Here is a 15,401-nt window from a genome sequence, read left to right on the forward strand (position 1 = left end):
GGCCGTAGCCGTTGAGCAAGTGTTGCGGTGCGCCGTCTTTGAGCACCCGCGCGATCACGCTCGGGTCGAGTACGTCGCCGCCCACGATCAAGTAGCGCAGCTTGGCGAAAATCGGCAACAGACCCTCGGCGTATTGATGAAACAGGCCAGCGGTCATCCACAGCACATTGACTGCTTCTGCGCTGAGCAAATCGGCAAATGCCTGTTGCGACAGCAGCACGTCATGATCGACGACGATGACCGCGCCGCCATTCAGCAGCGGTGCCCACACGTCCAGGGTGCTGGCGTCGAACGCCGGGTTTGAAGCGAAGGCTACGCGGTCATGTTCATTGAACTCGGCGTAGCCGTTGTTGATTACCAGCCGCGTGATTGCACGGTGCGGGACCAATACGCCTTTCGGCGTGCCAGTCGAGCCGGAGGTGTACATGATGTACGCCGCTGTCTCGGCTGACTGCTCAAGCGCCGGGTTGTGGCCGGGCTGACGGGTAACATCCAGCGTATCCAAGTCCAGACGATGGGCGCCCTCGGGCACCTCAATCGACGTCGCCGTGAGTAACCAATGCGCGCCGCTGTCCTGAATCATAAAACCCTGACGCTCGGCGGGCGCGTTAACGTCCAACGGCACGTAAACCGCTGCGCACTTGCTGATTGCCAACTGACTCACCAGCAAATCCACAGAACGCTCCAGCAAAATCGTCACGCTGTCGCCCGGTAGCACACCGAGGCCGATCAAGTGATGCGCCAACTGGTTGGCCCGCGTATTCAGCTCGGCATAGGCCACGCGTTGCTCGCCCTGCACAGCGGCCAGCGCATCCGGCGTGGCGGCGACACGCGCTTCGAATACCGCATGAAGGGTTTGCGTGTCGGGGTAAACACGCGCCGTCGCGTTAAATTCGCCCAACACCTGTTGACGCTCATCCGCCGGCAGAATCGACAACCGGTTCAGCGCTGCATACGGCGTGTGCTCCAGCGCCTCGACCAATTGCTCCAGGGCCGTATTCAAATAACCACAGACTTTCTGCGCCCCCACCGACGCCACGGCCAAAGTACTCAGGCTGAACTGTTCGCCGAGGTCGTTAACACTCACACTCAGCGGATAGTTGGTGCGCTCATGCACGTCAACCACCTGAATGCCCTGCCACGCCTGCTGTTGCGCGGTGTGTTCGGCCGCTGACGGCGCTGCGCTGTGGCGGTAGTTGAGCAAGGCACTGAACAGCGGTGTGGAATGCGCGACGCTGCTGCAGCGTTGCGCCAATGCCAGCGAGGCATGTTCGTGACCGAGCAAGCCGCTCAGGCGCAGGTGCGTGGCCTTGAGCGCGGCCTGCACGGCTTGCCCGTCGATGTCGACGCGCAGCGGCAGCGTGTTGATAAACATGCCCAGCGCACGGTCGGCGCCCTCACCGCCCTGCAGGCGGCCCATCATCACCGTGCCGAACACCACGCGGTCGGTATTCGCGACAACCCCCAACACTTGCGCCCACGCCAGGTGAAACACGCTTGCCGGGCTGACCCCGAGTTGACGGGCGCTGGCGCGCAGGCGGCGGCTCACGTTGTGGTCGAGGGTCAGGCAGGCCTCATCGATGCCTGCACCGTCATCCTCGACGTTTTGCAGCCCGAACGGCAGCGTCGGCTCATCGATGTCGGCGAGCATCTCGCGAAAGAACGCTTCATGCGCCTGCTCGCTGACGCCCAGCCGCGCCTGCGCGACGTAATTACGATACGGCACGCTTGCACCCAAACGCTCGGCCTGGCCTTGCAGACACGCGTGCATTTCAGACTGCACCACCTCCAGTGCCGTGTGATCGAGCACCAAGTGGTGGAACAGGAAGAACGCGACGATCTGCCCGCGCGCCTGGTCGTAGGCATGCACCACGCGCATCAACGGCGCCTGGTTAAGGTTCAAACGTGCGTAGCGGGTGTCGACATCGGCGCGTAGTTGGTCGACCACCGAAGCGCCACCTGACGCGGGTTCGAACTGTTCTATGGACAGTTGCGCATCGCGCAGCACCACCTGCATCGGCTGCTCCAGCCCTTCCCAGAGTACGGCGGTGCGCATGATGTCATGCCGGTCAACCACGGTTTGCAAGGCGTTGCAGAACGCGTGCAGCCGCTCAATATCGTCAAACGCGAACTGCGACTTCAACACGTATGGGTCACGCTGTTGCGCCGACAAGTGCAAATAAAGAATGCCTTCCTGCAACGGTGCCAGCGGGTAAATGTCCTGCACATTGGCCGCGCCACCTGGGACGGCAGCGACGATCAGGTCGATGCGGCCTGGCTGATGGCCGCCAGCGGTAACAGCTCAGGCGTGATGTGCACACAGCCAGGCACAATCAGGTTGGCCGGCACCACCACCTCGTGGCCGCCGCCCACCGCAGCGGCCAGCGCCGCCAGGGTTGGCTGGCTGAACAGCACGCGCACATCGGCGCTCAAACCGGCCTGGCGCATGCGCTCCACCAGGTTGACGGCGAGCAACGAATGGCCGCCCAGTTCAAAGAAATGATCGTGGCGCCCCACCTGCTCAACCTTGAGCACGTCTGCCCAGATCTGCGCGAGGGTGGTTTCAACCTCGCCTTGCGGCGCTGCGTACTCGCGGCTGAGTACCGACTCAAGGCCGGGCGCCGGCAGCGCCTTGCGGTCGAGTTTGCCGTTGGCGGTGAGTGGCAATTGGTCCAGCCGCACATAGGCAGCCGGCACCATGTAGTCCGGCAACTGTGTTTGCAGCCAACCGCGCAGGGTCTCGAGATCGACCGGCTGTTTTTCGGTGAAGTACGCCACCAGCCGACCGTCACGGGCCAGCACCACGGCTTCACGGACAGCCGCATAGTCGCCGAGGCGGCTTTCGATTTCGCCCAGCTCGATGCGCACGCCACGGATCTTCACCTGGTCGTCGTTACGGCCCAGGTACTCCAGGGTGCCGTCCGCCAGCCAGCGCACGAGGTCACCGGTGCGGTACATGCGCGCCTGCGGCTCGTGGCTGAACGGGTCGTTGAGGAAACGCTCGGCGGTCATTTGCGGGCGGTTGAGGTAACCGCGCGCCACTCCGGCGCCAGCCACATACAGCTCACCGGCCACACCCTGCGGCACGGGCTGCTGTTGCGCATCGAGCACGTACACCTGCGCGTTGGCGACAGGCTTGCCGATGTGCAGAACTTTGCCGGCTTCGATCACGCCGGAGGTGGCCACCACCGTGGCTTCGGTGGGGCCGTAGTTGTTGACCAACCTAAAACGCTGGGACGTGCCGAACTGGCGCAGTCGATCACCACCGATCAACAGGGTTTTCAGCGTGGGGTGTTCGATGCCTTGGCTGAAAGCGTATTCGGCCACCGGCGTGGGCAGAAAACTCACGTCAAGTGGCTGCGCCACCCACCAGCGCAACAGCGCATCGATGTCTTCATTGGCTTGCTGCGCAGGCGGCAGGTGCACGGTTGCGCCCACGCACAGCGCAGGCCAGACCTCCCACGCCATCGCGTCGAAACCGAAACCGGCGACGCTGGAGGTGTGCCCGCCAGGGTGCAGGTCGAACGCCTCGCAATGCCAGTTCACCAGGTTTTCGAGGGTGCGGTGTTCGACCATCACGCCTTTGGGCTGGCCGGTGGAACCGGACGTGTAAATCACATAGGCCAGGTGGGCCGGGGTCAGGCCAGCCACCTGCGGATCAGCGGCAAAGCCTGCCTGCCAATCGACGGCATCAAGGTCGATGACCGGCACCGACAGCCCACTGACCAGCGCACGGGTGGCGGTTTGCACCAGCACCGCCACCGGCGCGCTGTCTTGCAGCAGGTAGGCAATGCGCTCCTGCGGATGGGCCGGGTCAATCGGCACGTACGCCGCGCCAGCCTTGAGAATCGCCACCAGGCCAACCAGCGTCTCGACACTGCGCCGCGCACAAATGGCCACGCGATCATCCGGGCCAACGCCCAGCGCAATCAGCTGTCGGGCGAGTTGGTTGGCTTGCTCATTAAGCTGTTGATAGCTCAACTGCTGCTCGCCCTGACGCACCGCCACCGTCTGCGCCTGCGCTGCGGCGCGGGCCTCAAACAACGCATGAATCGTCTGCCCGCGCGGGTAAGACCTGGCCGTGTCGTTGAAGCCTGTCAGCAGCGTATCGAGTTCATCGCCGGGCACAATCGGCAAGTCGCGCATCGGCGTGGCCTGGCCCCGTTCCAGCGCGCACACCAGGCTGTCCAGCGCCGTCAGCAAATAGCCGAGGATGCGCTGCAACGGCATGCTGGCAACCCCTTGCAGGGTCAAGCTGAAATCCTCACCCACGTCGTCCACTGACAACACCAGCGGGTAGTTACTGCGGCCCTCGCCGCCGAGCAACTCAATACCGTCCCAGTGCTGGGCACTGGCGGCCGGCGCCGGGCTTTGCCGGTAGTTGATCAGCGCACTGAACAACGGCGTGGGCGCGGCCACGCCGCTGCAACGCTGGGCCAGCGCCAGCGGCGCGTGTTCATGCCCAAGCAAACGCGTCAGCCGCACATGCGCCGCTTTGGTCGCTGCTTGCACGTCCAGTGCGCCCACGTCCAGGCGCAGCGGCAAGGTGTTGATGAACAGCCCAAGGCCATGCTCACTGCCCTGCGCGCCGCCCATGCGGCCCATCAGCACGGTGCCGAAGACCACGTCATCACGCCCGGAAATTCGCCCCAATACCTGCGCCCACGCCAGGTGATGCAGACTGGCGACACTGACTATTTGCTGGCGCGCCTGAGCCCGCAAGCGGCGGCTCAGGCCTGCGTCCAGCAAGTGCTCAATATCGACCACGTGCGCATCGCCCTGCACATCCTGATGGCCGAACGGCAGCGTCGGCTCGTCGAGGTCGCCGAGCATGTCGCGAAAGAACCCCTCGTGTTCTTGCACCGTCATGCCCAAGCGCGCCTGGGCGACATAGTTGCGGTACGGCGCGGCTGGGCCGAGTTGATCGGCATAGCCGTTCAAATATGCGTGCAGCTCCTGATACACCACTTGCATCGCCACATGGTCGATGGCGATGTGATGGAACAGCAACATCGCCACCCAGCGCTGGTTGGCCGGGTCTTCAGCAATCACCACCCGCAGCAACGGCGCCTGGCCCAGCTGCATGTGCATGGCGCGGGTGTCGAAACGCCGATACAACTGCTCGGTCACCGGCTCGTCGCAAACGTCCAGTTCAACCTGGTTAACCAGCAGTTGCGACTGGCGCCAGACCACTTGCACCGGCGCCTCCAAACCTTCCCAGACCACGCTGGTGCGCAAAATGTCATGCCGGTCAACCACGTGCTGCAAGGCCACAACGAACGCGTCAAGGTGCGCGCGCGTGGCCATCGCAAACTGTGAGCGCATCAGGTAAATATCACCCTGGCGCGCGGTGACATGGTGGTAAAAGATGCCTTCCTGAAGCGCCGCCAGCGGGTAAATATCCTGCACATTCGCGGCACCGCCCGGCACCGTGGCGACGATACGGTCGATGGCCGGCTGGCTCAATTCCACCAGCGGCAACATCGACGGCGTGATATGCGTGCAATCGGCGGCGATGGCATTCGCCGGCACGTCGAGGTGCCCGGCACGCTGCGCGGAGTATTCGCCGGCATTGATCAACGCGATCAGCGCAGCCTTGTGCTCACGCAGCGAGGCCAGCACGCCCGGCTCGCTCAATGCCAGCTTGTTGCCCTGCAACACCAGTTGATCGCCCTTGACGGAAAGCTGTACGTCTTTTTCTTTCAGTGTCGCCAACAGTTCGATAACACTCACAGGACCATCTCCATTCGTTGCGTAATAGCCGCGTATTCCCACAGCGCCGAGTGCTCGAACAGCGCCTTGACGTTCGCCTCGATACCCTCTTGGCGTAAGCGCCCGATCAGGCTGACCGCCAGCAGTGAATGGCCGCCCAGCTCAAGGAAGTTGTCGTGGCGGCCCACGCGTTCCACGTTCAGCAACTCCATCCAGTGCCTGGCCATGGCGATTTCGATGTCGCCTTGCGGTGCTTCGTACGCATGGCTGCGCAGCAAGCCGAGGTCTGGCGCGGGCAAGGCCTTGCGGTCGAGTTTGCCGTTGGGGTTCAACGGCAAGGCGTCGAGGTGCACGAACACCTGCGGCACCATGAACTCGGGCAGTTGCTCAAGCATGTGCGCGCGCAGCGCCTCGTTGGCGCTGTGCATGCCGGTGTAATAAGCCACCAGACGCTTGTCCCCCGGTACGTCTTCGCGAGCGATAACCGTTGCGTCATTCACCTGCGGAAACTCGGCCAGGCGTGCCTGGATTTCACCGAGTTCGATACGCACGCCACGGATCTTCACCTGATCGTCATTGCGGCCGAGGTATTCGATGTTGCCGTCGGGCAAGAAGCGCGCGACGTCGCCGGTGCGGTAAATACGCCCCGGGCTGAACGGGTCCTTGAGGAAACGTTCGGCGGTCAGTTCAGGCCGGTTCAAGTAGCCACGGGCAACTTGCACGCCGCCGATGAACAGCTCACCGCGCACGCCCAGAGGCACCGGCTGCAGTTGCTCGTCGAGGATGTACAGGCGCACGTTGCCGATCGGTTTACCGATGGGCGTGTTATCCGCGGTCAGCGCACCGCTGCAATCCCAGGCAGTCACTTCGATGGCGGCCTCGGTGGGGCCGTAGTGGTTGAGCAAGGCACTGCCCGGTAATTGCGCCTTGAAGCGCCGCACCAGGCTGCCCGGCAACGCTTCACCGCTGCACATCACGCGCACCAGACCGGCGGCCTGGCTGACGTCACCGTGGGCGAGGAAAACATCGAGCATCGACGGCACAAAATGCACGGTGGTGATCTGCTCGGCCTCGATCACCTCGCACAAATAGGCCGGGTCTTTGTGGCCGTCAGGGCGCGCCATGACCAGGCGTGCGCCGGTGAACAGCGGCCAGAAGAACTCCCACACCGACACGTCGAAGCTGAACGGGGTTTTCTGCAACAGCGCGTCCGAGCTGTCCAGGCGGTAAGCGTCCTGCATGCACAGCAAGCGGTTGACCACCGGGCTGTGCTCGTTGAGCACGCCCTTGGGTTTGCCGGTGGAGCCTGAGGTGTAGATCACGTAGGCCTGATGCTGCGGGGTCAGGCCCGGCACCTGCGGATTGTCCGCTGACTGCTGTTGCCAGGTGTTCTGGTCGAGGTTCACCACCGGCGCCGCAAGCTCTGCGAGCAAGCCACGCGTGGCGTCTTGCACCACCACCACGGCGGGCGTGCAGTCGTCGAGCATGTAGGCCAGACGCTCCGGCGGATAGGCCGGGTCCAGCGGTACGTAGCCGCCGCCGGACTTGAGGATGGCCAACAAGCCGACGACCATGTCAATGCCACGCTCGACGCAGATAGCCACCCGCGACTCCAACTGCACACCCTGCTCGCGCAGGTGATGGGCCAGGCGGTTGGCGCGCTGGTTAAGCTCGCGGTAGCTCAAGCGCTGACCTTCGGCCTGAACGGCGATGGCGTCCGGTGTGCGCTCAACCTGAGCTTCGAACAGAGCATGAATCGTCTGTTGCAGCGGGTAGTCCCTGGCGGTGTCGTTGAAAGTTTCGAGCAGGGTTTCACGTTCGGCGGCCGGCAGCACCGACAGCTGCTGCAAGGTGGTGTGCGGCGCGCTCTCCAGCGCCTCCACCAAGCTGCCCAAGGCGGTTTGCATGTAAGCCGCCACGCGCTCGGCGTCGACACCGGTAGTTTGCACACCGAGCAGGAAGCCTTCGCCCTGGTCGTCGACCGAGAGCATGCACGGGTAGTTGGTGCGCTCGCGCACTTCAAGTACTTCGGCACCGGCCCAGCACGGCGGCCCTGCACTGTCCAGCAACGGGCTGTGACGGTAGTTGAGGATCGAACTGAACAGCGGTAACGACGCCGGCACCGCGCTGCAACGTTGCGCCACCACCAGCGGTGCATGTTCGTGCCCGAGCAGCGCACTCAGCCGTGCATGAGTGGCCCGCACCCCGGCGCGCACGTCGTGGGCGCCAACCGCCACGCGCAGCGGCAAGGTGTTGATGAACATGCCCAAGGCACGGTCGGCGCCGTCACCGCTTTGCATGCGGCCCAGCAACACCGTGCCAAACACCACGTCGTCACGCCCACTGACGGCGGCCAGCACACGCGCCCACGCCAAGTGATGCAGGCTGGCGGCGCTGACACCCAAGTGGCGTGCCTGCGCACGCAGACGCCGGCACAGGTTTGCATCCAGCTGGATCTTCGCCTCTGCGGCCGCCAGACCGTCGCCCTGCACTTCCTGCAAACCAAACGGCAAGGTCGGTTCGTCGACGTCGCCGAGCATTTCGCGGAAGAACGCTTCGTGCGCAGCCTGGCTCACACCGAGCAAGGCTTGGGCCACGTAATTGCGGTACGGCATCGCCGCATCCAGTTGCGCGAAGCCGCCGTTATGGTAGGCGAGCACTTCCTCGTTGATCACATCCAGCGCCGTGTGGTCCATGGCGATGTGGTGGAACAACAACATGGCCAGCCAGCGCTGGTTGGCTTCATCGTGCACGTAAGCCAGGTGCAACAACGGCGCCTGGCTGAGGTTCAAGCGCACCTTGCGCGGGTCGAAGCGTGCGTGCAATTGCTCCAGCACAGTGCCTTGGGCCGGATCAAAACTGAGGGCTTCCAGCACCAGTTCGGCGCAACGCAGCACCACTTGCACAGGCTGCTCAAGGTTTTCCCAGAGCACCGCTGTGCGCGTGATGTCATGGCGGTTGATGACGGCCTGCAAGGCCTGCACGAAGGTGTCGAGTTGTTCGCGGCTTTGCAGGCTGAAGGTGGCCTGCAACAGATACGGATCGCCCTGCTCGCTGGTGATGTGGTGGTACAGAATGCCCTGCTGCAACGGCGCCAGCGGGTAAATATCCTGCACATTGCGCGCGCCGCCGGGCACCCGCGCGACAATCCGCTCAAGCTCGCCCTGGCTCAGTTTGATCAACGGCAGCATGTCGGCGCGAAGCTGCGCGCAGTCGAGCGGAATGCGGTTGGCCGGCACCTGGATTTCACTGCCGCCGCCCACCGCCGCGGCCAGCGCGAGCAACGTCGGTTGGCCGAACAACACGCGCACATCGGCGCTCATGCCGCGCTGGCGCATGCGTTCGATGAGCTTGACCGCCAGCAACGAGTGGCCGCCCAGCTCAAAGAAGTTGTCGTGGCGGCCCACGCGCGCAACGCCGAGCACCTGCGCCCACAGCTCGGCCAGGGTGGTTTCGGTAGCACCTTGCGGCGCTGCGTATTCACGGCTGGCAAACGCGTCGACATCCGGCACCGGCAAGGCACGGCGGTCGAGCTTGCCGTTGGGAGACAGCGGCAGTTTGGCCAACTGCACATAGGCCGCCGGAATCATGTAGTCGGGCAACAGCGCTTGCAAATGCGCGCGCAGGCCGTCAATCCCCGGCAGTCCATGCTCGGCCTGCGCCGTGAAGTAGGCGACCAGGCGTTTGTCGCCGGGGCTGTCTTCGCGCACCAATACCGCCGCATCACGAATGCCGGCGTGCTGCGCCAAACGTGCTTCGATTTCGCCGAGTTCCACACGAAAACCACGGATCTTGATCTGGCCGTCGTTGCGGCCCAGGTAATCGATTTCACCGTTACGCTGGTAACGGCCCAGGTCGCCGGTCTTGTACACACGGCCCTGCGGCTGGAACGGATCGGCGAAGAAACGTTCGGCGGTCAAGTCATCACGGTGCAAATAGCCACGCGCCACGCAGGCACCGCCAATGTAAATCTCGCCGGCCACGCCCAGCGGCACCGGTTGCAGTTGTTCGTCCAGCAGGTAGATGCGCGTGTTGGCCACCGGTACGCCAATCGACGGCAGCAGCGGCCATGCGCCAACGTCGTCGTCGAGGGTCAGTGCCGTGGTCACGTGGGACTCGGTGGGGCCGTAGTGGTTGTGCAGGCGGCAGCCGGGTAAGCGCTGGAACAGCGCGCGCATCTGCTCACTGATGCGCAGTTGCTCACCGGCGGTGATCACATCGCTCAACGCACACGGCAAGCGCCCGAGTTCCGGGGTTTCCGCCACGGCTTCGGCCAGCGCTTGCAGGGCAATACACGGCAAATACAGGCGCTGGATACCTTGCTCGCAGATATGCCGGAACAGTTCACGGAAGTTCAGCCGCACATCGCCATGGATCAGCGACAGCTCGCCACCGGCGCACAGGGTGCTGAAGATTTCCTGGAAGGCCACGTCAAAACCCAGCGCGGCAAATTGCAGGGTGCGCTGGGCCGGTCGGCCGTCGGTCAGGGTTTGCGCGATCTGCCACTGCATCAGGTTAACCAGCGGGCCGTGCGGCATGGCTACGCCCTTGGGCTGGCCGGTGGAACCGGACGTGTAGATCACGTAGGCGAGCGCATCGGCGTCAACCCCGCTGACCTGCGGGTTGTACTCTGGCTGCTCGTGAATACCGTTGACCGCACGCGCCTGCGCGTCCAACAGCAACACCTGCGACCGCGACGGCGTAAAGCGCTGTTGCAGGCGCTGTTGGGTCAGCAAGACTTTGGGTGCGCTGTCTTGCAGCATGTAGGCCAGGCGTTCGTCGGGGTAGGCTGGGTCCAGCGGCACGTAACCGGCGCCCGCCTTGAGGATGCCCAGCAGGCCAGCGATCATTTCCAGGCTGCGCTCGGCACAGATCGCCACCCGATCATTGGCGCCGATGCCTTCGGCGATCAGCCGGTGGGCGATCTGGTTGGCCAGCGCGTTCAACGCGCCGTAGCTCAGCGATTGGCCTGCGTAGGTGACCGCTATCGTCTCGGGCTGGCGCAACGCCTGCGCTTCGAACAGCGCGTGCACGCTCGGGGTGACGGGGTAGTCGGCATCAAACGCGTTGAACGCCGCCAGCAGCAATTGCTGCTCGGCGCGCGGCAGCATCACAAGGCTGTGCAGCGCCTGCTCCGGCTGGTGTTCCAGGGCGTCCGCGATGGCTTCCAGTACTTGGTGCATATAGCCGCAGACGCGCTGCGGGTCGACGCCCGCCACCGCCTGCACGCTGAGACCGAAGGCATCGCCCAGGTCGTCGACCGAGAGCATCAGCGGGAAATTGGTGCGCTCCTCGCCGCCGAGCATTTCGACGCCGGCCCAGTTCAGTGCCTTGCCGGCGTCCGCCGCCGATTGCGCGCCCACCGCCGCGTGCCGGTAGTTGAGCAACGCGCTGAACAACGGCGTGGGCGCGGCAACGCCACTGCAGCGTTGCGCCAGTGACAACGGCGCGTGTTCATGGCCGAGCAACGCGGCCAAGCGTGCGTGGGTGGTTTTCAAGGCGCGTTCAACGCCCTGCTCGCCCGCTTCAACGCGCAGCGGCAAGGTATTGATGAACATGCCAAAGGCACGGTCGGCATCCTCGCCGCTGCTCAGGCGGCCCATCAACACGGTGCCGAACACCACGTCGCGGCGACCCGACAAATGCCCGACCACTTGGCCCCAGGCCAGGTGGTGCAGGCTGGCATTGCTCACGCCCAACCGGCGAGCCTGCGCGCGCAGGCGCTGGCCCAACTGCGGCGCTACCGGCAAGCTCGCCTGCTCGATGCCCAGGCCATCGCCTTGCACATCTTGCAGGCCGAACGGCAGGCTCGGCTCGTCGACGTCGGCAAGCATGTCGCGAAAGAACGCCTCATGGCTTGCCTGGCTGATGCCCAGCCGGGTTTGCGCCACGTAGTTGCGGTATGGCACCGACGGCGTCAACTGATCGCCGCGCCCGTGCAAAAACGCTTCGATTTCCTGGCCTAGCAGCGCCAGCGAGGTGGCGTCATCGATCAGGTGATGGAACTGCAACACCGCGACCCAGCCGCCGCCCGCCAGGTCTTCGGCAACGTTCAGCGCCATCATCGGCGCTCGGGTAAGGTCCATGCGCGTGTGGCGCGGGTCGAAGCGCTCCTGCAGTTGCGTGACCACATCCTTGGGCGACGCCTGCAACTGCACGTACTGCACCGGCAGGCGCGCTTCGCGCCAGACCACTTGCACCGGTTCGTCCAGGCCTTGCCACGCCACCGACGTACGCAGGATGTCGTGGCGCGCGATGACCTGTTGCAAGGCTTCGGCAAAATCCGCCACCTGCTCGCGGCTGCGCATGCGCAGTACAGCTTGCAGCAGGTACGGGTCGCCGTAGGTGCTGGTTTGGTGGTGAAACAGGATGCCTTCCTGCAACGGCACCAATGCGTAGATGTCTTGCACGTTGGCAACGCCGCCCGGAATACCGGCGACGATCAGGTCGATCTGTTCCTGGGGTAACTCAACCAGCGGCAGCATGTGCGGGGTGATGCGGCTGCAATCGGCCGGGATCAGATTGGCCGGCACCTGCACCTGGTGCCGGCTGCCTGCGGCGGCAGCCAGCGCAACCAGCGTGGGTTGGCCGAACAACACGCCGACGTCAGCATTCAGGCCGACTTGGCGCATGCGTTCGATCAGCTTGACCGCCAACAGCGAATGGCCGCCCAGCTCGAAGAACTGGTCGTGGCGCCCTACCCGCTCGACGCCGAGCAGCTCGCCCCACAGGCGTGCCAACGTGGTTTCCAGCGCACCTTGCGGTGCCTCGTAGTCACGCCGGGCGAAGGCATTGTTGTCCGGCGCGGGCAAGGCTTTGCGGTCGAGCTTGCCGTTGGTGGTCAGCGGCAACTGTGTGAGCATCACAAACGCACCGGGCACCATGTAGTCGGCCAGCGACACCTGCAACTGCGCGCGTAAATCGGCCGCACTCAGGTCGGCACCGTCGGCGGCGATCAGGTAGGCCACCAAACGCTTTTCGCCGGGTTCATCTTCGCGGGCAATCACCACCGCCTCGCGTACACCCTCACAGGCGGCAAGACGCGCTTCGATCTCGCCCAACTCGATACGGAAACCACGGATTTTCACCTGGTCGTCGTTGCGCCCCAAGTACTCGATAGTGCCATTCGCCTGCCAGCGGCCGAGGTCGCCGGTGCGGTACATGCGCGCACCCGGCGTGCTGTCAAAAGGGTCACTGAGGAAACGTTCGGCGTTCATTTGCTGCCGGTTCAGGTAACCGCGCGCCACGCCCGCACCGCCGACATACAACTCGCCCTCGACGCCATGGGGTACTTGTTGGCCCTGGGCGTCAAGCACATACAGGCGCAGGTCGGGGATACGCACACCGATCGGGCTGGTGCCCACAAGTTGCGCGTCTTCGGGCTGCAATGGGCGATAGGTAACGTGCACCGTGGTTTCGGTGATGCCGTACATGTTGACCAGTTGCACAGCGGCGTTGGCCGCACGCGCATACCAGGGTTTGAGAATTCCCGGCTCCAGGGCTTCACCGCCGAAGATCACCTGGCGCAGCGAATGCGTGAGCGGGCTCTGGCGCTGCGCAGCGATCAGCGAGCGGAAGGCGCTTGGGGTCTGGTTGAGGACCGTGACGCCGGCGTTGCACAGCAGCGCGTAGCAGTCATCCGGCGAGCGGCTGGTGAGCTGTGGCACCACCAACAATTCACCGCCATGCACCAGCGCGCCCCAGATTTCCCAGACCGAGAAGTCAAACGCAAACGAGTGGAACAGCGCCCACACGTCCTGATGATTGAACTTGAACCAGCCTTGCGTGGCCGAGAACAGCCGCGCCACGTTGCGGTGTTCGATCATCACGCCCTTGGGCAAGCCGGTGGAGCCGGAGGTGTAGATCACGTACGCCAGGTTCGCCGACGTCAGGCCCGGCACCTGCGGGTTGCTCAACGCCTCTGCCGGGCCATCGATGGCTTGCAGGTCGATCACCGCCACCGACAGCTCGGCGACCCGCGCCGCCGTTGCGGGCTGCACCAGCACCGCGAACGGTGCACTGTCTTGCAGCGTGTAGCTGATGCGTTCCTGCGGATACGCCGGGTCAATCGGCACATAACCGGCGCCCGCCTTCAGAATGCCGAGCAAGCCCACAATCATGTCGAGGCCGCGCTCCACGCAAATCGCCACCCGGTTATCCGGGCGCACGCCCAGGTTCAGCAGGCGGTGAGCGACCTGGTTGGCGCGCTGGTTCAATTCGCTGTAGCTCAAGCGCTGCTCTTCAAACACCACGGCGGTGGCATCCGGGCGGGCCGCAGCCTGGCCTTCAAACAGGCCATGCAGCGTGTCAGCGCTGGGGTATGAACCCACCTCGGCATTCCACTGTTGCAGCAACGCGCGGTCGGCCTCGGTGCACAGCGAGAAATCACCCACTGCCAGGTCGGCATTCGCCAGCGCCTGCTCCAGCACGTACGTGAAGCGCTCGGCCAAGGCCTCGATTTCATCAGCATTGAAATACGCTTGGTTATAGACGAAGTGCGCCCACGCCTTGTCCTTGTAGTTGCTTGCCCGCAAGTGAAACGCCAGGGGCATTTGCTCGTGATTATTGGTGACTTTGACCAGGTCGCCACGCTGCCCGGCAAACTGGAACGGGTGGTCATCCTGCTCGTAGGACAGGGTCAGGTCGAACAGTTGCCCTGCTTCCGGGCGCAGGTTCATCTCGCTGAGCGGGAAGCGCTGGTGACGGTAATCCTGCTTGAGCACATCGCGCACTGCGCAAATCACTTCGCCAAAGCTCAGTTCGCGGCCCAGGCTGAAGCGCACGGCGCTGACCTGGGTGAACATGCCGAGGGTGCCCTTGAATTTGGCCGTACGGTTGAGCAACGGCAGGCCCACCACCCACTCATCACGCTGCGTAACGCGGGTGAAGTAGACGTACATCGCCGCCAGCAACACGTGGTAGGTCGAGGCCTGAAAGTCTTTTGCCAACTCGCCCATGCGCGCGTGCAGCGCCACCGGGAATGGCCGAATGTAATGACAGCCTGGCGCCTTGCCCTTGGCAAAGTGATCATGGTGACGCGCGGCAAACAGCGGCTCCGGCAGCGTCTGGTACTTCGCCTGCCAGTAGTCGCGGTCTTTGGCGTAACGGGCCGACTCGCGATAGCGCGCGTCGTCGAAGATGAAGTCGACGTAAGACGTCGCCTGCATGTCGGGCTGCTGCTCTTCGGCCAGGCGCGTGTAGATACCACCCAACGATTGCAGCATTTCACCAAAAGCCCACCCATCCAGGATGATGTGGTGGGCATGGTTGCCGAAGTAGTAATGCGCCTCGCCCAGCTTGATCAGGAAAAAGCGAAACAGCGGCGCCTCGGTCAAGCAGAACGGCCTGGCCATCTGCTGCTCTACCAGCGCCACGGCGCTAGCGGCAGGATCATCCCGATCAGACAGGTCAAACAGCGGCACCTCGATCGGCACCGAGTCCGCAATGTACTGCAGCGGCACGCCATCAGCGTCGGTTTCATTCAGTAGCGTAAGGCGTAGCGCGTCATGTTTGGCCACCAGCCACTCGACGGCGCGCTGCATCAGCTGCGCGTTGACCGGGCCGTTGAGTTCCAGGTAGGCACCGATGTTGTACAGCGGCGAATCCGCTTGGCTGATCTGGTCCAGCCAGATGGCTTTTTGCGCGGCGGTCAGGGGCAACGTGCGGGGCATCTGGATAAGCGAATTCAT

Annotated in this window: 1 protein-coding gene and 1 pseudogene; both read right to left on the reverse strand. The window is 64.0% G+C overall.

Going from position 1 to position 15,401, the window contains the following annotated elements; all coding sequences use genetic code 11:
* Nucleotides 1-5,733, reverse strand: a pseudogene (locus F0169_RS28060) (amino acid adenylation domain-containing protein); the annotation flags it as partial.
* Nucleotides 5,730-15,401: a non-ribosomal peptide synthetase gene (locus F0169_RS28070; RefSeq protein WP_152747074.1), complete on the reverse strand. Its 9,672-nt coding sequence runs from the start codon at nt 15,399-15,401 to the stop codon at nt 5,730-5,732. The gene F0169_RS28070 and the pseudogene F0169_RS28060, both read right to left, overlap by 4 nt.

It is taken from the genome of Pseudomonas kitaguniensis (assembly GCF_009296165.1).
In the GTDB taxonomy this organism is placed as follows: domain Bacteria; phylum Pseudomonadota; class Gammaproteobacteria; order Pseudomonadales; family Pseudomonadaceae; genus Aquipseudomonas; species Aquipseudomonas kitaguniensis.